Below are 24,433 nucleotides of genomic sequence, written 5' to 3'. Positions count from 1 at the left end.
TGTCGTCTGCGCGACAGCTCATGTCTGTTTAGCGACAAGGTTTGCGGTTGTCAATGGCGACAACGAGACTGGGACGCACAACTCCAGGAGACAAGCATGACTCTCTCGCGCATTCACCGCGCCTTCGCGGCGCTCGTTCTGGCCCCGGGCCTGGCGCTCGCACTCGGTTCGGCCGGGGCGCGCACCCTCGAATCAGGCGTGGGCGACAAGGAAATCGTCGTGGGCCAGTCCCTCGGCCTCACCGGCCCGCTCGGCGAGCTCGGCCAGGATATCGCCAACGGGGCGCGGGCGTACTTCGATTCCGTCAACGCGAAGGGCGGCATCAACGGCCGCAGGATCAGGGTCGTGACGCTCGACGACGGCTACAAGGCCGACAACACCGTGAAGAACGTCGAGCAGATGCTGGGCGAGGACCAGGTGTTCTGCCTCTTCAACATCATGGGCACACCCAACAGCGCCGCGATCCTGCCGATGGTGGAGAAGACCGGCGTGCCGCTCTTTTCGCCCTTCACCGGCGCGCAGATGATGCGCGAGCCCGCGCTGCCGGGCGTCTTCAACATCCGTGCCGGCTACAAGGACGAGATCGAAAAGCTGGTGCAGCACCTGAGCACGGTGGGCATTCGGCGGCTGTCGGTCGTGTGGCAGGCCAACGCCTTCGGCAAGGAGGGCCTCGCGAACGTGCAGGCGGCCATGGCGAAGCGCGGTCTCACGATTCATTCGTCCGCCTCGATCCAGACCGATGCGTCGGACGCGCGGGCGGCCGTCGCGGCGCTGAACAGGACCACGCCGGAGGCGGTCATCATGATCACGGCCGGCAAGCCCACCTTCGAATTCATCAAGACCTACAACAAGGCGCGCCGGGGCATGCAGTTCTACACGCTGTCGGTGATGGGCGCGCAGGCGAGCATCAAGGCCCTCGGCACGGACGGCGCCGGTGTCGTGGTGGCCTCGGTGGTGCCCTTCCCCTGGAGCCTCGCGAACCCGCTCGCGAACGAATACCGCTCGGCGATGAACGAGATCGGGCAGAAGCAGTATTCCTTCGTGAGCTTCGAAAGCTACATCAACGCCAAGACGCTCGGCGAGGCGATCCGCCGCGCCGGCAAGAACCCCACGCGCGCGGGGCTCGTCGTCGCCGCCGAGGGCATGAGGAACGTCGACCTGGGCGGATTCGACGTGGGCTTCAGCAAGGACAACCACCAGGCATCGCACTTCGTCGAACTCACCATCATCACGCCCGACGGCCGCTTCAACAAATAGGGAATCCAGGAGTGCCGCTCAGCAGTTCAGATTTCGAAACGCAGATGATGGACGTGGACGGGCAGGTGCTGCGCGTCGGGCGGCAACGCGGCGGCGGCCGCCCGCTCCTGCTTTTCAACGGCATCGGCGCCAACATCGAGATGCTGGCGCCGTTCGCGCAGCGCCTGGCCGGCCGCGAGATCGTAACGTTCGACGTCCCCGGCGTGGGCCACTCCCTTCTGCCGCGCTTTCCCTATCGTCTTTCGACCGTCGCGCGCCTCGCGGCGCGCGTGCTCGACCGGCTGGGCCACGCGGACTGCGACGCGCTGGGCGTCTCCTGGGGCGGCGCGGCGGCGCAGCAGTTCGCGCGCAGCCACGCACCGCGCTGCCGCCGCCTCGTGCTTTGCGCCACATCCGCGGGCGCGGCGATGCTGCCGGCCCATCCGAGGGTGCTGCGCAAGATGCTGACACCGCGGCGCTACATGGACGAGGCCTATGCCCGGGAAGTCGCGGGCGACCTCTACGGCGGCGATTTCCGCAGCCGCCCCGACCTCGTGGCGCACGTGCTGCGCCACGTGCGATGGCAGTCGCGCCTCGGCTACTACCTGCAGCTCATCGCCGTCTGGGGCTGGACCAGCGCGTACTGGCTGCATCGCCTCGAGCAGCCGACGCTCGTGATGCACGGCCGCGACGATCCGCTCGTGCCGCTCGCCAACGCCCATCTGCTGGGTGCGCTCATCCCGAGGAGCGAGCTGCGCGTCGTGGACTGCGGCCACCTCTTCTTGCTCACCCGCGCCGAGGAAAGCGCGCGGGCGATCGACGAGTTCCTCAATCAACCGGATGCATCATGGAGCTTCTGACCCCTTCCTCGCTGGCCGGCCGGATCGGCGCCAGTCTCGGCACCTCCGCCTGGATCACGATCGATCAGCCGCGCATCGACGAATTCGCTCGCTGCACGGGCGACGGCCAGTGGATCCACTGCGACCGCGACCGCGCCCGTCGCGAGAGCCCGTTCGGATCGACCGTCGCGCACGGCTTTCTCACGCTCTCGCTGGTGGCGCCGACGTTCTTCGAGATGATCGCGTGGAAGCTCGCGGTGCGGCAGGTTGTGAACTACGGCCTGGAGAAGGTTCGCTTCCTCGCTCCGGTGCGCGCGGGCAAGCGCGTGCGCAACCACATCAAGCTGCTCGCGCTCGAGGAAAAGGGCGAGGGGCGCCACCTGCTCACGACCGAGCACACGATCGAGATCGAAGGGGAATCCAGGCCGGCCCTCGTCGCCGTCCAGCTCGCCTACCTCACGGAGTGACGCCATGGGTGACGCGAAACATCCGCTTCCGGCGCGCGTGAAGCGTGCCGCCCTCGAGATGACCGAGCTCGTCGGCGCCGCGGTGGAGAACACGCTCGCCTACAACCCGCTGCTCGGCGCGAGGCGGCGCGACACGCTCGATGCGGCCGTGGCGATGGCGCGGGCCATCGCCGCTTCGCCGAAGTCGAGCGGACAGCGGCTCGCCGAGTGCCTGCGCGAGCTGCAGCAAGTGGCCGCCGGCAAGTCCGACCTCGCGCCGGACCCGAAGGACCGCCGCTTCACCGACGCCGCATGGCGCAGCCACCCGTACTTCCGGCGGCTCCTGCAGGCTCATCTCGCCACGCGCAAGAGCCTTGCCGCCGCGATCGAGGAAAGCGGCATCGACCCGCGCAACAAGAGCCGCGCGCAATTCTTCGCGGGACTCTGGGCCGACGCCGTCGCGCCGTCGAACTGGCTCGCCGGCAACCCGGGCGCCATCCGCCGGGCGTTCGACACCGGCGGGCTGAGCCTCGTGCGAGGCATGAAGCACCTCGTCCACGATCTGCGCCACAACGACGGCCTGCCGTCGCAGGTGGACCGCGCGCCGTTCGAGGTGGGCGTGAACATCGCCACGACGCCGGGCCAGGTCGTGCTGCGCACGGAGATGTTCGAGCTCATCCAGTACGCGCCCTCCACGCCGCGCGTGCATGCGCGGCCGCTTCTCATGGCGCCGCCGCAGGTGAACAAGTTCTATTGCATCGACCTCACGCCGCAGAAGAGTCTCGCGAAGTGGGCGGTGGACAGTGGAGTCCAGTTCTTCGTGATCAGCTGGCGCAATCCGCAGGTACAGCACGGGCGCTGGGGCCTGGACGACTACGTGGCGGCCATCGACGCCGCGGTGGAAGCCACGCGCCGCATCACGGGCAGCCGGGACGTGAACATGTGGGGGTCGTGTTCCGGCGGCATGACGCTCGCGGCCTACCTCGGCTGGCTCGCGGCCAAGGGCCTGCACAAGGTGGCGAACGTCACGTGGGCGGTCTGCATCCTCGACACGCGCGACGCGCTCGAAGGCGGTGCGCTCGGCATGTTCAACACGCCGGCGGCGATCCGCGCCGCGCAGGCGCGGTCGCGCCGCCGCGGCCTCGTGCGCGGGCCGGAGATGGCCGCCCTCTTCGCGTGGCTGAGGCCGAACGATCTGATCTGGAACTACTGGGTGAACAACTACCTGATGGGCAACGACCCGCCCGCGCACGACATCCTCGCCTGGAACAGCGACACGACGAACCTGCCGGGCCGCTTCCACTGCGACTTGCTCGGGCTCATCGAGCACAACCCGTACGCCAACCCCGGCACGCTTGCCGTCGCGGGCGAAGCGATCGACCTGTCGAAGGTGAAGATCGGCGCCTATGTGGTGGCCGGCAGCTCGGATCACATCACGCCGTGGCGCGGGTGCTACAGGACGGCGCGCATGTTCGGGCCGAAGACCGAGTTCGTCCTGGCCAACGCGGGTCACCTGCAGTGCCTGATCAACCCCCCGGGAGGTTCCGGGTCGTGGTTCTTCTCGGGCCGGGCGGCCCGCGCCGATGCCGACGCCTGGCAGGCGGGCGCGAGGCGCGAGGAAGGCAGCTGGTGGCCGCACTGGCGTGAATGGATACAGCGGCATTCGCTGGCGCTCGTGCCGGCGCCCGGGCGGCTCGGATCGCGGAAGTACAAGCCGCTTGCGGCCGCGCCCGGGACCTACGTGATGGAGCGCTGAGGCGCGCGGCGCAAAAGACAAAGAGGCAAGAAGGCAAGAAGGCAAGGAGGCAGGGTGGGGCGCCTCGCGGCGATCCCCGCTCCGGCCGGCGCCTCTTGCGGCTGCGCCCGGCCGGCTCCGAATCTCCTCCTCAAGAGGGGTTGCTCTCTTCGATGAGCCCCATTTCGAGCAGCGAACTGACGCTCGCGCACAGCGACACGGGCGGCATGAACTGACGCAGCTCCTTTTCCCACGCGCCGCGCAGGCACAGCATCAGGACGTCGTAGAGGTACAGCGAACGCGCCTGAATCTGCTCGGTCGTACCTGGCAGGCGGGCCTTCGCGGTCGCGCGGTAGTAGCAATCGGCCATCATGTCTGTCTCCTTCATCGATTGCGCTTCTGCCCGCGAATCTGGTCGCCTTTGCGGCCGGATGCAAAGCGTGTCGCAAGGCGGACACGGCTCGTCGCCCGGGCGACAGGTGTTGAGCGGGGCCATCCGCGCATGCACAGTGCGGGCATGCCACCTTCGCAATCCCCCTTTTCGAACCATCGCCTGCGAACTACGATCGAGGACCACGCCCATGAATCGAGGAGTTCTCCCATGCTCGGCTTGATGCAAAGCCAACCCCTGCTGATCTCGTCGCTGATCGTGCACGCCGAACGCCATCACGGCGACGGCGAGATCGTCTCGCGCCGGGTCGAGGGCGACATCCACCGCTACACCTGGCGCGACGTCGCGCGCCGCGCCCGGCAGGTCGCGCACGCGCTCGACCAGATGAAGCTCCTCTTCTCCGACCGCGTCGCGACGCTCGCGTGGAACGGCTACCGCCACCTGGAGCTCTACTTCGGCGTGAGCGGCTCCGGGCGCGTGCTGCACACGATCAACCCCCGGCTGCACCCCGACCAGATCGCCTGGATCGCGAACCACGCGGAAGACCAGGTGCTCTGCTTCGACATGACCTTCCTGCCGCTCGTGCAGGCGGTCCACGCGAAGTGCACGACCATCAAGCAGTACGTCGCGCTCTGCGACGCCGACCGGCTCCCCGCGGACACGGGCATTCCCAACCTCGTGAGCTACGAGCAGTGGATGGGCGGCCAGCCCACCGAATACGCGTGGCCCGACTTCGACGAGAACACGGCGTCGAGCATGTGCTACACGAGCGGCACCACGGGACACCCGAAAGCCGCGCTCTACAGCCACCGCTCCACGCTGCTGCACGCCTACGGCGCCGCGCTGCCGGACGTGATGTGCCTCTCCGCGCGCGATTCGGTGCTGCCGGTCGTGCCCATGTTCCACGTGAACGCGTGGGGCATTCCGTATTCGGCCGCGCTCACGGGCTGCAAGCTCGTGTTCCCCGGCGCGTCGCTCGACGGCAAGTCGGTCTACGAACTGCTGGAAAGCGAGAAGGTCACGTTCGCCGCGGGCGTGCCGACGGTGTGGCAGATGCTGCTCGGCCACATGAAGCCGGGGAACCTGCGATTCTCGACGCTGAAGCGCACGGTGATCGGCGGCTCGGCCTGCCCGCCCGCGATGATCAACGCGTTCCAGGACGACTACGGCGTCGAGGTGCTGCACGCGTGGGGCATGACGGAGATGAGCCCGCTCGGCACCCTCTGCACGCTGAAGAACAAGCACCTCGCGCTCTCGCCCGAGGAGCGCATGAAGATCCGCCTGAAGCAGGGCCGCGCCGTCTACGGGGTGGACCTGAAGATCGTGGACGGCGAGGGCCGGGAGCAGCCGTGGGACGGCAAGGCCTACGGCGACCTGTACGTGAAGGGGCCGTGGATCGTGCGCGAATACTTCAAGGGCGAGGGCGGAGACCCGCTCGTGAACGGGTGGTTCCCCACCGGCGACGTCGCGACCATCGACCCCGACGGCTACATGCAGATCACCGACCGCAGCAAGGACGTGATCAAGTCCGGCGGCGAGTGGATCAGCTCGATCGACATCGAGAACATCGCGATGGGCCATCCGGCGATCCAGATGGCCGCGTGCGTGGGCATGCGCCACCCGAAGTGGGACGAGCGGCCGATCGTCGTGGTCGTGAAGCGCCCGGGCGCCGAAGTCACGAAGGAGGAGTTGTTGCGGTTTTACGAAGGCAAGATCGCCAAGTGGCAGATCCCGGACGACGTGGTGTTCGTGGACGCGATCCCGCTCGGGGCGACGGGCAAGATGCTGAAGACGCGCCTGCGGGAACAGCTGAAGGACTATCGGCTGCCCGCCGCCTGACCTTCGAGCCTTGCCGCGAGCTTTGCCGCGAGGCCCTGCCTTGCGTCGCGCAGGTGATCGGCGCCGCGGCCGGTTAGGTGCAATCCCTGACCGCTGCGCTGCACAATCGCTTGTACCCTGCTCGCTGCGTCGAAAGCACAAGGAGACCGTCCATGAAGATCGCATTCCAAGCACTCGCGGCAGCCGCCGTCCTCGCCGTTGCCGGCACCGCCTACGCCCAGAAGGGCGAGACCGTTCGCATCGCGTTCATGGACCCGCTCTCGGGTCCGTTCGCGAACGTGGGGCAAAACCAGCTGAAGAGCTGGCAGTTCATCGCGGACCGCTTCTCGGGCAAGAACCCGGCGGGCGTGAAGTTCGAGGTCGTGGGCTTCGACAACAAGGGCTCGCCGCAGGAAAGCCTGAACACCCTGAAGGCCGCCGCCGACCAGGGCTTTCGCTACATCACGCAGGGCAACGGCTCGGGCGCGGCGTGGGCCATTCTCGATGCGGTGAACAAGTACAACGAGCGCAACCCCGGCCGCGAGCTCGTCTACATCAACTACGCCGCCGTGGACCCGGCGCTCACCAACGCGCCGGAGAAGGAAGGCGCGCCCGGCTGCAGCTTCTGGCACTTCCGCCTGGACGCCGACACGTCCATGAAGATGGAGGCCCTCACGTCCTTCATGAAGGACCAGCCGAAGGTGAAGAAGGTCTACATCATCGGCCAGAACTATTCGCACGGGCAGCAGGTCTCCAAGTACTTCAAGGACGCGATCAAAAGAAAGCGCCCCGACATCCAGATCGTGGGCGACGAGCTGCACCCGATCGGGCAGGTGAAGGACTTCGCGCCTTACGTGGCGAAGATCAAGGCCTCGGGGGCGGACACGGTGCTCACCGGCAACTGGGGCCAGGACCTCACGCTGCTCGTGAAGGCGATGAACGACGCCGGCCTGAAGATCCCGATGTACACGTACTACGCGGGCGTGACGGGCACGCCCACCGCGCTCGCGGCGGGCGGCGACAGCGAGGTGTACGTGGTGGCCTACGGGCACGCGAACCACACCGGGGAACTCGGGCAGATCGCTCAGGACTTCTTCAAGAAGTTCGACGACGACTACTACACCTACGCCACCTACAACGGCATCCAGCTTCTCGCCGCGGCGATGGCCAAGGCGAAGTCGACCGACCCCGTGAAGGTGGCGCGCGCGATGGAGGACCTTTCGGTCAAGAGCTTCGCGGGCGAAGTGAAGATGCGCGCCTCGGATCACCAGCTGCAGCAGACGATGTTCATCACCAAGTGGCAAAAGGCGAAGAAGGGCGAGTACAGCGTCGAGAAGACCGGCTACACCTTCGTGCCGGTGAAGCAGATGGACCCGTACGTGTCGAGCACGCCCACCAGCTGCCAGATGAAGCGGCCGGCGGCGGCGGGCTGAGGCGCGCGAAGGGAACCGTTCGGGCGCGTGCGGGACGAAGCCCGTACGGCCCGGCGCAGGACGAAGCCCGTTCGCCGGGGGTGAACGGGCTTTTTTTCGGGACCGACAAGTCGGGGCAAGCCGTGGAAGACGACGCATGGAATTCTTCACCATTTCGCTCCTGAACGGCATCAGCTACGGGCTGCTGCTGTTCATGCTGAGTTCGGGGCTCACCCTCATCTTCAGCATGATGGGCGTGCTGAACTTCGCGCACGCGAGCTTCTACATGCTCGGCGCCTACTTCGCCTTCACCACCTCGCAGCTCGTGGGCTACTGGCCGGCGCTGGTCGTGGCGCCGGTGGTGGTGGGCGTGCTCGGCGCGCTCTTCGAGAAGTTCTGCCTGAGGCGCGTGCACAAGTTCGGCCACGTGCCCGAACTGCTCATCACCTTCGGGCTGTCCTTCATCGTGCTCGAGATGGTGCAGCTCGTGTGGGGCACGAGCTCGGCGGACTACCGCGTGCCCGCCGCGTTGTCGGGCGCGCTCTTTCACGTGTACGGCACGGCGTTTCCCGCCTACCGCGCGTTCATGATGCTGGTGGCGATGCTGATGCTGGTGGCGATCTGGCTGCTGCTCACGCGCACGCGCGTCGGCCTCGTGATCCAGGCGGCGCTCACGCATCCCGAAACGGTGGAAGCCCTCGGCCACAACGTGCCGCTCGTCTTCATGGGCGTCTTCGGCGGTGGCTGCGCGCTCGCGGGACTCGCGGGCGTGATCGGCGGCAACGCATTCGTGACGGAGCCCGGCATGGCGGCCGCGGTGGGCCCCGTCATCTTCGTGGTGGTGGTCGTGGGCGGAATGGGCTCGCTCGCCGGCGCGTTCATCGCGTCGCTCGCGATCGGGATCATCCAGACCTTCGCGGTGGGCGTGGACGTCGCGCTCATGAACGCTGCGCAGGCGATCGGCCTGCAGGTGTCGCCGGAGACGTTCGGCTACGCCGTGTGGAAACTGAAGGTGAGCCAGATCGCGCCGATCCTGCCCTACATGTTCCTCGTGCTCATGCTGATCTTCCGGCCGAAGGGCCTCATGGGCACGCGCGAGGGTTGAGATGACGACGACGCTTTCCGACCTGGAACCCGGCTCCGAAGCCGAACGCGAGAACCGCCGCGTCGGCGTGCCCATGGCGCTGCCCGGGGCGCGCAGCGGGCGCATCCCAGCTGCGACGCGAAGCGGTGCCTACTACGAATTCAAGCCCATCAACGTGGGGCGCTGGCTCGTCTGGGGCCTCTTCGCCGCGATCCTGATCGCGGCGCCGATGGTCTTCACGAGCAGCCTCTCGCACACAATGCTCTCGCAGATGGGCGTGGCGATCATCGTCTGCCTTTCCTACAACATGCTGCTCGGCCAGGGCGGCATGCTCAGCTTCGGTCATGCGGTGTATTCGGGGCTCGGCGCCTTCTTCGCGATCCACGCGCTGAACCTGGTGACCCAGGGCAAGCTGCACCTGCCCGTGAGCCTGCTGCCGCTCGTGGGCGGCCTCGCGGGCATGGTCTTCGCGGTGGTCTTCGGCTACGTCACGACGAAGAAGGCCGCCACGCCGTTCGCGATGATCACGCTCGGCATCGGCGAGCTCGTGTTCGCGATGTCGCTCATGTTTCCCGAGTTCTTCGGCGGCGAGGGCGGCATCAGCGGCAACCGCGTGACGGGCTCGCGGCCGTTCGGCATCACCTTCGGTCCGCAGATCCAGCTCTACTACCTGATCGCGCTCTACACGTTCGTGTGCACGGCGCTCATGTTCGCCTTCACGCGCACGCCGCTCGGGCGGATGCTCAACGCCGTGCGCGACAACCCGGAACGCGTGGAATTCGTGGGCTACGACACGCAGAAGGTGCGCTACTTCGCGTTCATCATCGCCGCTTTCTTCGCGGGCATCTCGGGCGGCCTCGCCGCGCTCAACTTCGAGATCGTCACGTCCGAAGTGGTGAGCGGCGCGCGTTCGGGCGCCTACCTGCTCTTCACCTTCCTCGGGGGCGCGACGTTCTTCTTCGGCCCGGTGATCGGCGGCGTGCTGCTGGTGCTCGCGTTCGTGCTGCTGTCGGAACTCACCAAGGCGTGGCTGCTGTACCTCGGCCTCATCTTCCTTTTCATGGTGATGTATGCGCCCGGCGGCTTCGCGAGCCTCATCATGATGAACCTGCGCGTCGCCTCGTTCGGGCGGCTGCGCGAGCTGTGGGTGAGCTATCTCGCGCTCTTCGCCACCGCTGCGGTGGTGCTGCTCGGCGCGGCCTGCATGATCGAGATGGTGTACCACCTGCAGCTGAATGCGGCGCTCGGGCCGCGGATGAAGTTCATGGGCGCGATGCTGAACGCGAAGGGTGCCGACGCATGGTTCGGCGCGGTGTTCGTCACGCTCACCGGCGTCGCGCTCTTCGAGCTCACGCGCCGCCACTTCGCGCGGCAGTGGGGCGGCATCCAGGCCGACATCGAAAAGGAACTCAAGCGAAGGGAAAGCCTGTGAGCGCGGCACTCGAACTGAGAAATCTGCGCAAGTCCTTCGGCAAGACCGAGATCATCCGCGGCGCGACGCTTGCGGTGGAGCAGGGCGAGCGCGTGGCGGTGATCGGGCCCAACGGCGCGGGCAAGTCGACGCTTTTCAATCTCATCTCGGGCCGCTTCGCGCCCACGAGCGGCGAGGTGCTGCTGAACGGCGGGCGCATCGACGGCAAACGCCCGTTCGAGATCAACCGGCTCGGCCTGTCGCGCAGCTTCCAGATCACCAACATCTTCCCCAAGCTGTCGGTGTTCGAGAACCTGCGCTGCGGTGTGCTCTGGAGCCTCGGCTACAAGTACAGCTTCTGGCACTTCCTTGCGAACCTGCACGACGCGAACGAGCGTGCGGAGCAACTGCTGCAGATGATCCGCATGGACAGGAAGCGCGACGTGCTCGCGATGAACCTCACTTACGCGGAGCAGCGCGCGCTCGAAGTCGGCATCACGATCGCGGGCGGCGCGGGCGTGATCCTGCTGGACGAACCGACGGCGGGGATGAGCCGCGCGGAGACGCGGCGCTTCATCGACCTCATCAAGGAAGTGACCGTGGGCAAGACGCTGCTCACGGTGGAGCACGACATGGGCGTGGTGTTCGGGCTCGCGGACAAGATCGCGGTGGTCGTGTACGGCGAGATCATCGCGTACGACACACCGGAGAAGGTGCGCGCCAACCAGAAGGTGCAGGAGGCGTACCTGGGCTCCGCGATCGCGGCCGAGCAGGAAGGAGCGCACTGACATGCTCACGGTTCACAACCTGCACGCCTTCTACGGCAAGAGCCACGTCCTGCACGGCGTGGAGTTCGAGGTGAACGCGGGCGAGATCGTGGCGCTGCTCGGGCGCAACGGCTCGGGCCGCTCCACGACCGCCAAGGCCGTCATGGGCATGGTCGAATGCACGGGCGCCGTCGACTTCCGGGGGCGGCGGCTCGTGGGCCACAAGCCCTACGAGATCGCGCACATGGGACTCGGCTACGTGCCGGAAAACCGCGACATCTTTCCGAAGCTCACCGTGCACCAGAACCTGATGCTCGGGCAGAAGAGCGCGAGGCAGAAGGGGCGCTGGAGCTTCGACGACATGTACGCGATGTTCCCGCGCCTGAAGGAGCGCCAGCACACCGAAGCGGGAGTCCTCTCGGGCGGCGAGCAGCAGATGCTCACGCTCTGCCGCACGCTGATGGGCGACCCGGAGCTCATCATCATCGACGAGCCGACCGAGGGGCTCGCGCCGAAGATCGTGGAGCTCGTGGCCGAATACCTGCAGGCCCTGAAGGCGCGCGGTCTCTCGGTGCTTCTCATCGAGCAGAAGCTCACCATCGCGCTCGCCATCTCGGACCGCGCGCTCGTGATGGGCCACGGCAGCATCGTTTTCCAGGGCACGCCGCAGCAGCTTCGCGCGGACGCGTACGTGCGCAAGGAGTGGCTGGAGGTGTAGCCCGCCGCCTGGGCGCGCGCGTATTCAGCTCACGAAGAACGGGGAGAAACGGTTTGCTCGAGCCTTGCCTGGATCGCCTTCGCGGCGGCCACGCCCTCGGCCATCGCAGTCGTGCAGCAGGGGTGGGAACGACGCGTGATTTCGCCGGCCGCGTAGATGCCGGGCTGCGACGTGGCCTGGTTCGCATCGACCTTCACGAACCCTTGCGCGTCGAGCTCGAGCGCATCGCCTTCGACGGGCGGGATCACCGGAGCCCAGCCGTAGAGCACGACCAGGCAATCGAACGGCTCGCCGTTCACGGCGACCGCACGCCCTTCCACACGATAGGGTCCGACGGTGACCGACCCCGCGGCCACTGCATCGCGCAGCGCCGCGCGCGCGCGGATGCTCCGCGCGAAGATGCGGACCTCCCGAGCGCCCTGGCCGAGGATGAAGGCATGATTCTCGAAGGCGTTGTCGCCGCCGCCCAGAATCGCGACTCGCTTGCCGCGGAAGTCGGCCTCCACGACTGCGCGGCCGGGTCCGACGATCACGTTCGCACCGGGGGTCAGGCCGCCATCGACCGCCTTCACGCCGGTCGCCAGCACGACGGTGCGGGCCGCGAACGGCTCGCCGCCCGCGCGCTGAACTTCGAAGCTGTCACCCGAGCGGCGAATGCGCGTGGCCTCGGTTTCGAGCGCGAAGTCGATCCCGAGGCTCTCGACGTGAGCCGCGATGTCGGCCGCGAACTGCACGCCGGTGCGCCCCGCGACGCCCGCGATCCAGTTGTTGACGTAGGGGCTGTCGTTTTGCAGGCCCCCGAGCCGCGCCCGCCGCTCGACGATGCACGGCCTGAAGCCGAGTTGCTGGAGCCAGATCGCGCACGACGCGCCGGCCGGGCCGCCGCCGATGATCAGGGAATCGTATGGCTTCATCGATGGGTGTTCGAGCGATGGGGATCGGAATGCGTGTGGAGGCTTGGACCAGGACGCGCGGCGGGTGCCCGATTATCCGCAGAGCGATACGCCCGCGCGCTGCGCCCCGGCTTGTCCCTCCCGCGACAAACCCGCATTTCGCGTGCAACATCGGCCCTCTAGAATCACAAAATCGAACGCTCGTTCTTTTCTCGTCCTTCTTTCAAGGAATCCAGCATGACCGCTGAATACAAGGTCCACGGCGACGTGGCGGTGATCACGATGACGAACCCGCCCGTGAACGGGCTCGGCTACGCGACGCGGGTCGCGATCACGCAGGGCCTCGCGCAGGCCAACGACGACCCGGCCGTGAAGGCGATCGTCATCACGGGCGCGGGCCGCGCGTTCTCCGGCGGCGCGGACATCAAGGAGTTCGGCACCCCGAAGGCGATCGCGGAGCCCAATCTGCTCTCGGTGATCCTCGCGGTGGAGAATTCCGCCAAGCCCGTCGTGGCTGCGGTGCATTCGGTCGCGATGGGCGGCGGACTCGAGCTCGCGCTCGGCTGCCACTTCCGCATCGCCGCGCCGGGGGCGAACATCGCGCTGCCCGAAGTGAAGCTCGGCCTCATCCCCGGAGCGGGCGGCACGCAGCGCCTGCCGCGCGCGCTCGGCGTCGAGCCCGCGCTCAACATGATCGTGAGCGGCGAGCCGGTCAAGAGCGAACTGCTCGCGCAGGTGCCGGGGCAAAAGCTTTTCGACAGGATGGCGGCGTCGCCCGAGTCGCTGGCCGAGGAGGCGCTCGCGTTCGCACGGTCCGTCGCGAACACGCCGCAGCCGTTTCCGCTCGTGCGCAACCTGCCGAGCCGGCATCCACTCGGTGACGCGTACTTCCAGTTCGCGCGCAACATGGTGAAGGGCATGGCGAAGAACCTGCCCGCGCCGGGCAAGTGCGTCGATGCGGTGGAGGCTTCCACGAAGAAGAAGTTCGACGAGGGCATGGCCTACGAGCGCGAACTCTTCATGAACCTCATGCTCACGCCGGAGTCGCGCGCGCTGCGCCACCTCTTCATGGCCGAGCGCGCGGCCTCCAAGATCGCCGACGTGCCCGAAGACACGCCGCAGCGCGCGATCGGGAAGGTGGCCGTGATCGGCGCGGGCACGATGGGCGGCGGCATCTCGATGAACTTCCTGAACGCGGGCATCCCGGTCACGATCCTCGAGATGAAGCAGGAGGCACTCGACCGCGGCATCGCCATCATCCGCAAGAACTACGAGGCGCAGGTCAAGAAGGGCAAGCTGAAGCAGGACAAGTACGAAGAGCGCATGTCGCTCCTGAAGACCACGCTCTCCTACGACGACCTGAAGGACGCCGATCTCGTGATCGAGGCCGTGTTCGAGGAGATGGGCGTGAAGCAGAAGGTGTTCGAGACGCTGGACGGCCTGATGAAGCCCGGCGCGATCCTCGCGTCGAACACGTCCACGCTCGACGTGGACAGGATCGCGTCGTTCACGAAACGGCCCGAGGACGTCGTCGGCCTGCACTTCTTCAGCCCGGCCAACGTCATGAAGCTGCTGGAGGTCGTGCGCGGTGCGAAGACCGGCAAGGACGTGCTGGCCACCGTGATGAACGTGGCGAAGAAGATCAGGAAGACGGCGGTGGTCTCCGGCGTCTGCGACGGCTTCATCGGCAACCGCATGATCGAGCAGTACAGCCGGCAGGCGGGCTTCCTGCTCGACGAAGGCGCGACGCCGCAGCAAGTGGACCGCGCGATCGAGAAGTTCGGCTTCGCGATGGGGCCGTTTCGCATGGGCGACCTCGCGGGCAACGACATCGGCTGGGCGATCAGGAAGCGCCGCGCGCAGGAGCGGCCGAACATGCTGTACAGCAAGACGGCCGACAAGCTGTGCGAACTGGGCCGCTTCGGGCAGAAGACCGGTGCGGGCTGGTACGACTACAAGGAAGGCAAGCGCGACGCGATCGCCTCGAAGCTCGTGGAAGAGATGATCGCCGAGCACCGCAAGTCCCTCGGCATCGTGCCGCGCAAGATCGCGGACGAGGAGATCGTGCAGCGGCTCGTCTTCGCGCTCGTGAACGAAGGCGCGCGCATCCTGGAAGACGGCATCGCTTCGAAGGCGAGCGACATCGACATGGTCTACATCACGGGCTACGGATTCCCGATGTATCGCGGCGGCCCGATGCTGTATGCGGACCAGGTGGGCCTCTTCAACGTGGTGCAGGCGATGAAGCGCTTCCAGAAGAATCCGCGCGACGACGCGAGCTTCTGGGAGCCCGCGCCGCTGCTCGCCCGGCTCGCGGCCGAAGGCAAAACGTTCAATTGACTCGTCAGTGAATTCAAAGGACCCATCATGAGCAAAGCCCTCATCGTCTCCACGGCCCGCACGCCGCTCACCAAGAGCTGGAAGGGCGCCTTCAACATGACGCACGGCGCCACGCTCGGCGGCCACGCGGTGAAGCACGCGCTGCAGCGCGCGGGCGTCGACCCGGGCGAGGTCGAAGACGTCCTCATGGGCTGCGCGAACCCCGAAGGCGCGACCGGCGCCAACATCGCGCGGCAGATCGCCTTGATGGCCGACTGCCCGATCACGGTGTCGGGCGTGACCGTCAACCGCTTCTGCTCCTCGGGCCTGCAGACGATCGCGATGGCGTCGCAGCGGATCATCGCGGGCGAAGCCGACGTCTACGTGGCGGGCGGCGTGGAAAGCATCTCGTGCGTGCAGCAGGAGATGAACCAGCACATGCTGGAGGATCCATCGCTCACGCAGAAGAAGCCCGAGATCTACTGGACCATGCTGCAGACCGCCGAGCAGGTCGCGAAGCGCTACGGCATCGGCAAGGACGCGCAGGACGAATACGGCGCGGCGAGCCAGCAGAAGGCCTGCGCCGCGCAGGAGGCGGGCAAGTTCGTCGACGAAATCGCGCCGATCACCGTGAAGGCCGGCGTGGCCGACGCGGTCATGGGCCTGATCACGAAGGAAGTGACGGTGTCGAAGGACGAGGGCATGCGTCCCGGCACCACGAAGGAAGGCATCCGCGACATCCGGCCGGCGATCCCGGGCGGCGTCATCACGGCGGGCAATGCGAGCCAGTTCTCCGACGGCGCGGGCGCTTGCGTGGTGGTGAGCGAGGACTATGCGAGCCGCAAGGGTCTGAAGCCGATCGGGCGCTTCCTCGGCTTCGCGGTGGCGGGATGCGAGCCGGATGAAATGGGCATCGGCCCCGTGTTCGCGGTGCCGAAGGTGCTCAAGCGCCTGGGGCTCACCGTGAACGACATCGACCTGTGGGAACTCAACGAAGCGTTCGCGGTGCAGGTGCTCTACTGCCGCGACAAGTTGGGAATTCCGGCGGACCGGCTGAACGTGAACGGCGGGGCGATCGCGGTGGGACACCCTTACGGCGTGTCGGGCCAGCGCCTCACCGGGCACGCGCTGATCGAAGGCAAGCGCCGCGGCGCGAAGAAGGTCGTGGTGACGATGTGCATCGGCGGCGGCATGGGGGCGGCGGGCGTGTTCGAAGTCCTCTGAGCTCCCGTGACCTGACAAGCAAGGCCAATCCCGGCCGAATTCTGACAAGAAGCGAATTTTTCCTGATAATTCAACGAGTTCCATTCACGCTTTCTTGTCAAGGTGCCACCATCCTCTCGTCCGGCGGACGCACGCGTCACCGAGCTTCTCGCGAAGGCGGGCCCGGCCGGCCTCGCGCCTGAGGACCTGGTTCGCGAGCTTGGCGATCTGAGCCGCTCGACCGTGAACCGGCGATTGGCCGAGCTCGTGAGAAGCGGCGCCGCGCGCGTGGCCGGCGCGGGACGCTTCACGCGCTACGTGTCCGCATCGCCTTTGAGCCGCGCGGAGATCGACGCGTATTTCGCGATTCCCGCTCGCCAGCGTCCGGTCGCGGTGTTCAAGGAAGCGCTGCTCGACGTCGAGCCGAACATCGGGCTCGACAAGGCGCTTCGCTGCGCGGCGATCCAGGCGATCGCGACGCCGGTGGACAAGCGCTTCCTCACCACGTTCCTCGTGGACTTCTCGTGGGGCTCTTCGGTGCTCGAAGGCAGCACGTACTCGGCGCTGGACACGGAGGCGCTCATCCAGTACGGGCACAGGAACAAGGACAAGCCGACGGCTGACGCGGTGCTCGTCCTGGATCACAAGACCGCCGTCGAATACATGTGGAAGCACCGCGAGCTCACGGTCGACAACGTGTGCGCGTTGCATGCGCTCGTGACGCACGATCACGGCCTGGCCGAAGTGGCCGATTCGGATCATTTCCTGCCCGAGCATCAGCGCGGCAAGCCGCGCGAGTACGAGGAAGTGAACCTCGGGTCCTCGGCCTATCTTCCGCCCTTCAGACCGGGGACCGGCTTCGCGGCGCGCACGCTGGGCGACATCGTCGAGCGTGCACGCGCGCTTCATCCGGTGCAGGCGGCGCTCTATCTCATGACGCGCATTCCCTACGTGCAGGTCTTCGCGAACGGCAACAAGCGCACGTCGAGGCTCGCCGCGAACACCGCGCTGCTGGCAGGCGGGCTCTTGCCGTTTTCGTTCGCCGACGTGGACAAGGCCGACTACATCCGCGGCATGGCCACGTTCCACGAGCTGGGCGACACGCTGGTGATGGAGCAGACCTTCATCGAAGGCTACGTGCGCAGCGTCGTGCGGGGCAGCGACGTGCCCGTTCGCATGCGCACGCATGGCTTCGACGTCGAAGCGGTTGCGCGCGAGCTGGCGGCTTTCGTGCATACGGGGAAGAAGCCCGAGGACGAGCGGGCGCGGATGTTCGTTCGGGGGCGGTGACGGCGAGCAGGGAGCAAGTCGCAGGAGCATCGTTGCGTCTACGTCGCGAAGCAAGACCGCGTGAATTTCCCGCAGGGGAGGTATCACCACTGAGCCCCGGCCGGTGCGCCGAGCCCCAGCCGTCGCGCGCATGACTGGCCTGCGGCGGGCCATGCCCTTATGCTGCAAGGCCCCCACACCGCTTTCTCGCATGAGACGCCCGCCGTGAGCCTTCGACCCACACTCGACTTTCTCCTCTACGACTGGCTGCGCGCGGATGCGTTGAACGCGCGAACGCGCTTTGCCGACCACTCGCGCGAAACCTTCGACGCCGTGCTCGACACCTGCGAGCGGATCGCGCGCGAGAAGTACGCGCCGTTCAATCGCCTGGTCGACACCGAGGAGCCGCGCTTCGACGGCGAACGCGTGATCCTGCCGGCGGCGACGAAGGAAGCGTGGAAGGCCTATGTCGCATCCGGCCTGCTCAGTGCCGCGCAGGACTACGAGATCGGCGGGATGCAGTTGCCCTACACGATCGAAGCCGCGGCCGGCACCTTCTTCGCGCTGGCTTCGGTGAGCATCGGCAGCGGCATGCTCACGATCGGCAACGCCAATCTGCTGATGGCGCATGGCACCGAACTGCAAAAGCGCGTGTTCGCGCTCAACGAATTCAGCGGCCGCTTCTCCGGGACGATGTGCCTGTCGGAGCCGCAGGCCGGCTCTTCGCTTTCCGACGTCGCGACCCGCGCCACGCCGGACGGCGACGACTACGAGTCCGATCCGCTCGGTCCACGCTATCGCCTGAAGGGCAACAAGATGTGGATCTCGGCGGGCGAACACGAGCTCTCCGAAAACATTGTCCACCTGGTGCTCGCGAAGATTCCGGGGGCCGATGGGTTGCCCGTGCCGGGAACGCGAGGGATTTCGCTCTTCATCGTGCCGAAATGGCTCGTGAAGGTGGAGAGCCCTCACCCCAACCCTCTCCCGGAGGGAGAGGGAGCAAGCGTGGTGCTCGGGGAACGCAACGACGTCGCGCTCGCCGGCCTCAATCACAAGCTCGGCTGGCGCGGCACGACCAACACGCTGCTGAATTTCGGTGAAGGCAAGTACCCGGTGCGAGGCGCGGCCGGCGCGATCGGCTACCTCGTCGGCAAGCCCGGCGAGGGCCTGCGCTGCATGTTCCACATGATGAACGAGGCTCGCATCGGCATCGGGCTCGCGGCGACGGCGCTCGGCCTCGCGGGCTACTACGCCTCGCTCGACTACGCGAAGAACCGTCCGCAAGGCCGGCCGGTCGGCCCCGCGGGCAAGGATGCCGCTCGGCCGCAGGTGCGCATCATCGAACACGCCGACGTGAAGCGCATGCTGCTCGCGCAGAAGTCGTATGGCGAAGGCGCGCTCGCGCTGCTTCTGTACTGCGCGAGACTCGTCGACGAACAGCACACGGGCGACGCCGCATCGGCCGACGAAGCACGCCTCCTGCTCGAAGTGCTCACGCCCGTGGCCAAGAGCTGGCCTTCGGAGTTCTGCCTCGAAGCGAATTCGCTCGCGATCCAGATCCACGGTGGCTACGGCTATACGCGCGACTTCCCCGTGGAGCAGTACTGGCGCGACAACCGCCTCAACATGATCCACGAAGGCACGCACGGCATCCAGGCCGCGGACCTGCTCGGGCGCAAGGTCACGATGGAAGGCGGCAAGGGGCTGAAACTCCTTGCGGACCGCGTGAACGCCACCATCGAACGCACGATCCACGAACCGGCGCTCGCGCAATACGCCAACGCACTGGGCGAGGCACTGCACAAGCTCGGCGCCGCGACCAAGGCGGCGTGGGCGACGGGCAACCCCGCCGAGGCACTCGCGAACGCCGTGCCGTACATGCAGGCGTTCGGCCACACGGTGATCGCGTGGATGTGGCTCGACGTCGCGGCCACCGTGATCGCATCATCCCGCGCACGGGGCGTGGCGGACGAGGGACGGTTGCGCGCCATGCGCTACTTCTTCCACTACGAGCTGCCGAAGACGGGCGCGTGGCTGAGCGTGGTGCAAACGCGCGATCCCACCTGTGCCGACACCCCCGAAGAGGCGTTCTGAGATGACGGCCGCCGCGCTCGCATGGCTGGACCGGCTCATCTGGAGCCTCATCTACGCCGGACTCATCCTCGTGATCCTCGGCTTCGCCACGCACGAACAGCACCTCATCGCGGGCTGGTCGCTCGGCGTCGTGGGCACGCTCGTCACCGCGGCCGGCTGCGTGCTCATCTGGATTCGCTCGCGCATGCGTGAGGACAGCGCCGATGGCGCACAATCCCCACCCAGGAAACAAGGACCACCATGACCCGCACCGTCCAGCAGCTGTTCGACCTCACCGGGCGCACGGCGCTCGTCACCGGCGGCTCGCGCGGGCTCGGGCTGCAGATCGCGCATGCGCTGGGCGAGGCGGGCGCGAAGGTGATGCTTTCCGCTCGCAAGGAAAGCGAGCTGGAGGAAGCCGCCGCCGAGCTGCAGGCCGCGGGCGTCGATGCGCGCTGGATCGCCGCCGACTGCTCGCGCGAGGAAGACATCCGCCGGCTTGCGGACGAGACGCTCGAACGCCTGGGCGACATCGACATCCTCGTGAACAACGCGGGCGCGGCGTGGGGCGCGCCGGCGGAAGAGCACCCCGTCGAGGCGTGGGACAAGGTGATGAACCTCAACGTGCGGGGCTATTTCATCCTGAGCCAGCAAGTCGCGAAGCGCAGCATGATCGCGCGAAAGAGCGGCCGCATCGTGAACGTCGCCTCCATCGCGGGCCTGGGCGGCAATCCGCCGCAGATGCAGACCATCGCCTACAACACCTCCAAAGGCGCGGTGATCACCTTCACGCAGGCGCTCGCCTGCGAGTGGGGGCGGCACGGCATCACCGTGAACGCGATCTGCCCGGGCTTTTTTCCGAGCCGGATGACGAAGGCGACCATCGAGCGGCTCGGCGAGGACGCGATGGCCGCGCACGCGCCGCTCCAGCGGCTCGGCGACGACGAGGATCTGAAGGGCATCGCGCTCCTCTACGCATCGGACGCGGGCAAGCACATCACGGGGCAGTGGCTTGCGGTGGATGGCGGCGTGAGCGTGGTGACGGGTGGGTGAGCCGCGATGCAATTCGGCGTCGACATCCCGTTCGTGCATCACCTCGGCTTCGAGCTCGTTCTGTTCGAGAACGGGCTCTCGCAGATCGACTTCGAACCGAAGCCCGAACACATGAATTCGTTTTCCGTCACGCACGGCGGTGCGCTCATGACCCTGCTGGACGTGACGATGGCGGCGGCCGCGCGCAGCGCCGAAAGGGAGATGGGCGTGGTCACCATCGAGATGAAGACGAGCTTCATGCGCCCCGCGCGGGGCAGGCTCTGCGGCAAGGGCCGCCTCGTGCATCGCACGCCCACCATGGCTTTCGTGGAAGCGATGGTCTACGATCGCCAGGCTCACGTCTGCGCGCATGCCACGGGCACCTTCAAGTACGTGAAGCGGCTGCCCGTGAGCGCGAGAGGCACCGAGCCGCTGAACGTCATCTCCACCGACTGATTCTTCCAAGGAGGGCAGACACCATGCCGAACAACAAGCAGATCCTTCTCGACTCCCGCCCGCAAGGCGAAGCGAGCGTGTCCAATTTCAGGCTGGTCGCGAGCGAGACGCCGGCGCTGGGCGACGGGCAGGTGCTCGTGAAGCACCTCTTCCTGAGCCTCGACCCCTACATGCGCGGGCGCATGAACGACGCGAAGAGCTACGCGCAGCCGCAGCCGCTCGGGCAGGTGATGCAAGGCGGCACGGTGGGCGAGGTGGTGGAAAGCCGCAACGCGAATTTCCAGGCGGGCGACAAGGTCGTGGGCATGGGCGGCTGGCAGGAATACAGCGTCGTCGATCCGCAGCAGGGCGGCATGCTGCGCAAGGTCGACACCACGCACATCCCGATCTCGCACTACCTGGGCGCCGTCGGCATGCCGGGCGTGACCGCGTGGTACGGGCTCGTGAAGATCATCGATGCGAAGCCCGGCAACACGGTCGTCGTGAGCGCGGCCTCGGGCGCGGTGGGCAGCGCCTTCGGCGCGCTCGCGAAATCGCGCGGGCTGCGCGCGGTGGGCATCGCGGGCGGTCCCGAGAAGTGCGGCTACGTGAAAGACGAACTCGGCTTCGATGCGTGCGTCGACTACAAGCAATACAAGGATGCGGGTTCGCTGTCGCAGGCGCTGAAGGAGGCGTGCCCCGACGGCATCGACGGCTACTTCGAGAACGTCGGCGGCATGGTGATGGATGCCGTGCTCATGCGCATGAACGCGTTCGGCCGCATCGCGCTGTGCGGCATGATCGCGGGCTACGACGGCAAGCCCGCGCCGCTGTCGTATCCGCAACTGATGCTCACGAACCGGCTGAAGCTGGAAGGCTTCATCGTGAGCGAGCACATGGATGTGTGGCCGCAGGCGCTGCAGGAGCTGGGTATGCTCGTGGGCAGCGGCAAGTTCCGCCCGCGCGAGTCGGTGGCGGTGGGTCTGGAAGCGGCGCCCGAGGCGTTTCTCGGCATGCTGAAAGGAAAGAACTTCGGCAAGCAGGTGGTGAAACTCGGCTGAGCGAGGCGCCCGATCGAGGAGGCACGCATGGAGTCCACCCACGACGTCGTGAACCAGCCCGAGCCGCTCGCGAACTACAACCTCTTCGAGCACAACCGCGCGCTACGCGACGCGCTCGCGTTCAACGCGCCCGATCTCGGGACCGCGCCGCTCGCCGAACTGGGCGAGCTGCTCGGCACGCCGCAGATGCAGCAGCACGCGCGGCTTGCCAACGTGCACACGCCGCAGCTGAAGACGCACGACCGTTTCGGCCGCCGCATCGACTTCGTCGAGTTCCACCCGAGCTACCATGCGCTCATGAAAGCCGCCGTGACGGCCGGCTTGCACGGCACGCCCTGGGTCGCGCCGTCGCCCGACCCGTTCGCCGAGGGCCGCGCCGCGAGCCCGCACGTGCTGCGAGCCGCGGGCTTCATGCTGTTCACCGAGCTCGAGCCCTCCGTTCTCTGCCCGATCTCCATGACGTACGCCGTGACGCCCGCGCTGCGCGGCAACCCGGCGATCTATGCGGACTGGGGCCCGCGGCTTGCGAGCCGCGAGTACGACGGCGGCCTGAAGCCCTGGTGGGACAAGCCCGGCCTTACGATGGGCATGGGCATGACGGAGAAGCAGGGCGGCTCGGACGTGCGGGCGAACACGACGCGCGGCGAAATCGACGGGCAGGACGACTGGGGCGTGCGCTTTCGCATCACGGGCCACAAGTGGTTCATGTCGGCGCCGATGTGCGATGCGTTCCTCGTGCTCGCGCAGACGACGACGGGTCTCAGCTGCCTCTTCCTGCCGCGCGTGCTGCCCGACGGCACCCTGAACCGCATCCGCATCCAGCGCCTGAAGGACAAGCTCGGCAACAAGGCCAATGCAAGCTCCGAAGTCGAGTTTCACGAGGCCCAGGCCTGGCTCGTGGGCGAAGAGGGGCGCGGTGTGTCCCAGATCCTCGAGATGGGCACGATGACGCGGCTCGACTGCGCGCTCGGCACGAGCGGCCTCATGCGGCAGGCGCTCGCGATCGCGCTGCATCATGCGGCGCAGCGCAAGGCCTTCGGCAAGAAGCTGATCGAGCAGCCGCTGATGCGCAATGTGCTGGCCGATCTCGCGCTGGAATCCGAGGCGTCGACCGCGCTCGCGATCCGCCTCGCGCGCGCGTTCGATCGCATGGGCGACGCGCACGAAGCCGCGATGGCGCGCCTCATCACGCCGGTGGCGAAGTTCTGGATCTGCAAGCGCGGATCGCACTTCGCGCAGGAGGCGATGGAATGCCTGGGCGGCAACGGCTATGTGGAGGAGGGCGGCGAGGGCGTGATGGCGCGCATCTATCGCGAGATGCCGCTCAACTCCATCTGGGAAGGCGCGGGCAACATCATGGCGCTGGACTTGCTGCGTGCGATCCGCAAGGCCGATGCGGCGGCGGCACTGGCGCGGGAACTGAAGCCCGCGCACGGCCAGCATGCCGCGCTGGACAGGCTCGCGGCTTCGTTGCCAGCACGCGTCGAGGACATGGCGACCGAGATGGAGGCGCGCCGTCTCGCGCAGGACGTCGCGCTGGCCGTGCAGGCAGCGCTCCTCGCGCAGACGGCGCCCGCAGAGGTGTTCGGCGCCTTCTGCGATTCGCGTCTGGGCGGTGACTGGGGGCATGCCTTCGGCACGCTGGGCGCGAACGTGCCGTTCGACAGGATCATCGCCCGCGCGATGCCTCTGTAGAGTGGGGAGCTATGCTCACACTCTGGTCGACGCAGGCACCGGGATACGGTGACTCCCAAGCCAGTCTTTGACAAGCGGCACGGTGCCACAGGTCTGCGACAGCGCCTTGGCGACTGCGCTGGCGTCGGCGTTACTGTCGCAATTCAGCAGGTTTGCGATTTCGGGGATGTGTTCGGCTGCAATCACCGAGACGTAGGCATAGTCGCTGTATCCCTGATCCTCGTCCCCTTCGTACCACTCTTCCATCTTGATCCCGCCGCCGGCGGTGGCTTGGAGCGAAGCTGCCGACCTGACGTCGAAGATCGTCCCGGGACGCATGGGATAGCGGGGCCCCCTCACGTCGTCGTTGTTCGACTGCGGATTCACGCGCGGCGCTGCGGCCGCGACCGGGGTCGGGGACCGTGGGCGGCTTTCGTGCACCGCCGATGCCGGGGCACGAGGTTCGTTGGCTTGCGCCCCGCCCGGCGCAATCGGCAGATGGCCCTCGGCAATGGGCGCGAGCGAAGATGAGGCGGCGGCGGCCGAAGAGGTTGTCGTGGCGGTGGAGGAACCGATTGGCATGGGTTTGAATGGCTTGGATGGATGAAATGAAGCGC

22 protein-coding genes are annotated in these 24,433 nt (G+C 67.2%); 19 read left to right on the top strand and 3 right to left on the bottom strand.

Annotation, left to right across the window (positions count from 1 at the left end):
• Positions 1 to 96 precede the first annotated feature (96 nt).
• From VHA82_RS07520 to VHA82_RS07505, 4 genes are read left to right on the top strand one after another with little or no spacing between them, the layout of a single operon-like run.
• Positions 97 to 1,257 carry an ABC transporter substrate-binding protein gene (locus VHA82_RS07520; protein ID WP_325542060.1) on the top strand — a complete coding sequence of 387 codons (1,161 nt, stop codon included), beginning with the start codon at positions 97 to 99 and terminating at the stop codon, positions 1,255 to 1,257.
• Positions 1,258 to 1,268: 11 nt separating this feature from the next.
• Positions 1,269 to 2,096: a poly(3-hydroxyalkanoate) depolymerase gene (gene phaZ, locus VHA82_RS07515; protein ID WP_325542058.1), complete on the top strand. Its 828-nt coding sequence runs from the start codon at positions 1,269 to 1,271 to the stop codon at positions 2,094 to 2,096.
• Positions 2,084 to 2,542 carry a MaoC family dehydratase gene (locus VHA82_RS07510; protein ID WP_325542056.1) on the top strand — a complete coding sequence of 153 codons (459 nt, stop codon included), beginning with the start codon at positions 2,084 to 2,086 and terminating at the stop codon, positions 2,540 to 2,542. Before phaZ ends, VHA82_RS07510 begins: the two co-directional genes overlap by 13 nt.
• Before the next feature lie 4 nt (positions 2,543 to 2,546).
• Positions 2,547 to 4,277 carry an alpha/beta fold hydrolase gene (locus tag VHA82_RS07505; protein WP_325542054.1) on the top strand — a complete coding sequence of 577 codons (1,731 nt, stop codon included), beginning with the start codon at positions 2,547 to 2,549 and terminating at the stop codon, positions 4,275 to 4,277.
• Positions 4,278 to 4,407: 130 nt separating this feature from the next.
• Here the strand turns inward: VHA82_RS07505 and VHA82_RS07500 are convergent, their stop codons facing one another.
• The gene (locus tag VHA82_RS07500) at positions 4,408 to 4,644 is read right to left on the bottom strand and encodes a hypothetical protein (protein ID WP_325542052.1); all 237 of its coding nucleotides are present in this window, start codon (positions 4,642 to 4,644) and stop codon (positions 4,408 to 4,410) included.
• Positions 4,645 to 4,857: 213 nt separating this feature from the next.
• On the opposite strand from VHA82_RS07500, the gene VHA82_RS07495 reads away from it, so the two are divergent.
• The 6 genes from VHA82_RS07495 to VHA82_RS07470 all read left to right on the top strand — a co-directional run bounded on the left by VHA82_RS07495 (position 4,858) and on the right by VHA82_RS07470 (position 11,857).
• Complete coding sequence (locus VHA82_RS07495; RefSeq protein ID WP_325542050.1) at positions 4,858 to 6,486, top strand: 3-(methylthio)propionyl-CoA ligase; 1,629 nt, start codon at positions 4,858 to 4,860, stop codon at positions 6,484 to 6,486.
• Positions 6,487 to 6,638: 152 nt separating this feature from the next.
• Positions 6,639 to 7,898 (top strand): branched-chain amino acid ABC transporter substrate-binding protein, encoded by a 1,260-nt coding sequence (locus tag VHA82_RS07490; RefSeq protein WP_325542048.1) that lies wholly within the window; start codon positions 6,639 to 6,641, stop codon positions 7,896 to 7,898.
• Between the two features lie 136 nt (positions 7,899 to 8,034).
• Positions 8,035 to 8,982 carry a branched-chain amino acid ABC transporter permease gene (locus tag VHA82_RS07485; RefSeq protein ID WP_325542046.1) on the top strand — a complete coding sequence of 316 codons (948 nt, stop codon included), beginning with the start codon at positions 8,035 to 8,037 and terminating at the stop codon, positions 8,980 to 8,982.
• Positions 8,983 to 9,055: 73 nt separating this feature from the next.
• Complete coding sequence (locus VHA82_RS07480) at positions 9,056 to 10,393, top strand: branched-chain amino acid ABC transporter permease (protein ID WP_325542208.1); 1,338 nt, start codon at positions 9,056 to 9,058, stop codon at positions 10,391 to 10,393.
• The gene (locus VHA82_RS07475; RefSeq protein WP_325542044.1) at positions 10,390 to 11,160 is read left to right on the top strand and encodes an ABC transporter ATP-binding protein; all 771 of its coding nucleotides are present in this window, start codon (positions 10,390 to 10,392) and stop codon (positions 11,158 to 11,160) included. Before VHA82_RS07480 ends, VHA82_RS07475 begins: the two co-directional genes overlap by 4 nt.
• Before the next feature lies 1 nt (position 11,161).
• Positions 11,162 to 11,857 (top strand): ABC transporter ATP-binding protein, encoded by a 696-nt coding sequence (locus VHA82_RS07470; RefSeq protein WP_325542042.1) that lies wholly within the window; start codon positions 11,162 to 11,164, stop codon positions 11,855 to 11,857.
• Between the two features lie 29 nt (positions 11,858 to 11,886).
• Here the strand turns inward: VHA82_RS07470 and VHA82_RS07465 are convergent, their stop codons facing one another.
• Positions 11,887 to 12,771: an NAD(P)/FAD-dependent oxidoreductase gene (locus tag VHA82_RS07465; RefSeq protein ID WP_325542040.1), complete on the bottom strand. Its 885-nt coding sequence runs from the start codon at positions 12,769 to 12,771 to the stop codon at positions 11,887 to 11,889.
• A gap of 216 nt (positions 12,772 to 12,987) precedes the next feature.
• Between VHA82_RS07465 and VHA82_RS07460 the strand changes: the two genes are divergently transcribed.
• From VHA82_RS07460 to VHA82_RS07420, 9 genes are all read left to right on the top strand, one after another.
• Positions 12,988 to 15,090 (top strand): 3-hydroxyacyl-CoA dehydrogenase NAD-binding domain-containing protein, encoded by a 2,103-nt coding sequence (locus tag VHA82_RS07460; protein ID WP_325542038.1) that lies wholly within the window; start codon positions 12,988 to 12,990, stop codon positions 15,088 to 15,090.
• A 27-nt stretch (positions 15,091 to 15,117) separates the two neighbouring features.
• On the top strand, positions 15,118 to 16,293 hold the full coding sequence (locus tag VHA82_RS07455; protein WP_325542036.1) for an acetyl-CoA C-acyltransferase: 1,176 nt from the start codon (positions 15,118 to 15,120) through the stop codon (positions 16,291 to 16,293).
• A gap of 102 nt (positions 16,294 to 16,395) precedes the next feature.
• Positions 16,396 to 17,562, top strand: a complete 1,167-nt coding sequence (locus VHA82_RS07450) for a Fic family protein (RefSeq protein WP_325542034.1) — start codon at positions 16,396 to 16,398, stop codon at positions 17,560 to 17,562.
• A gap of 204 nt (positions 17,563 to 17,766) precedes the next feature.
• Positions 17,767 to 19,635 (top strand): acyl-CoA dehydrogenase, encoded by a 1,869-nt coding sequence (locus tag VHA82_RS07445; RefSeq protein WP_325542032.1) that lies wholly within the window; start codon positions 17,767 to 17,769, stop codon positions 19,633 to 19,635.
• Between the two features lies 1 nt (position 19,636).
• Positions 19,637 to 19,879 (top strand): hypothetical protein, encoded by a 243-nt coding sequence (locus VHA82_RS07440; RefSeq protein ID WP_325542030.1) that lies wholly within the window; start codon positions 19,637 to 19,639, stop codon positions 19,877 to 19,879.
• A complete protein-coding gene (locus VHA82_RS07435; RefSeq protein ID WP_325542028.1) occupies positions 19,876 to 20,667 on the top strand; it encodes an SDR family oxidoreductase in 792 nt (263 codons plus the stop codon). The genes VHA82_RS07440 and VHA82_RS07435 overlap by 4 nt, the downstream gene beginning before the upstream one ends.
• Positions 20,668 to 20,673: 6 nt before the next feature.
• Positions 20,674 to 21,102 (top strand): PaaI family thioesterase, encoded by a 429-nt coding sequence (locus VHA82_RS07430; protein ID WP_325542026.1) that lies wholly within the window; start codon positions 20,674 to 20,676, stop codon positions 21,100 to 21,102.
• A gap of 23 nt (positions 21,103 to 21,125) precedes the next feature.
• The gene (locus VHA82_RS07425) at positions 21,126 to 22,142 is read left to right on the top strand and encodes an NADP-dependent oxidoreductase (RefSeq protein ID WP_325542024.1); all 1,017 of its coding nucleotides are present in this window, start codon (positions 21,126 to 21,128) and stop codon (positions 22,140 to 22,142) included.
• Between the two features lie 27 nt (positions 22,143 to 22,169).
• Positions 22,170 to 23,837, top strand: coding sequence for an isovaleryl-CoA dehydrogenase (locus tag VHA82_RS07420; RefSeq protein WP_325542022.1), 1,668 nt, complete (start codon positions 22,170 to 22,172; stop codon positions 23,835 to 23,837).
• A 15-nt stretch (positions 23,838 to 23,852) separates the two neighbouring features.
• Here the strand turns inward: VHA82_RS07420 and VHA82_RS07415 are convergent, their stop codons facing one another.
• Positions 23,853 to 24,398, bottom strand: coding sequence for a hypothetical protein (locus tag VHA82_RS07415; protein ID WP_325542020.1), 546 nt, complete (start codon positions 24,396 to 24,398; stop codon positions 23,853 to 23,855).
• Positions 24,399 to 24,433: the final 35 nt, after the last annotated feature.

The organism is Ramlibacter sp. (assembly GCF_035548915.1).
Lineage (GTDB): Bacteria > Pseudomonadota > Gammaproteobacteria > Burkholderiales > Burkholderiaceae_C > Ramlibacter.
The sequence above is the reverse complement of the archived record's forward strand: the minus strand, read 5'-3'. Positions and strand labels throughout refer to the sequence as shown.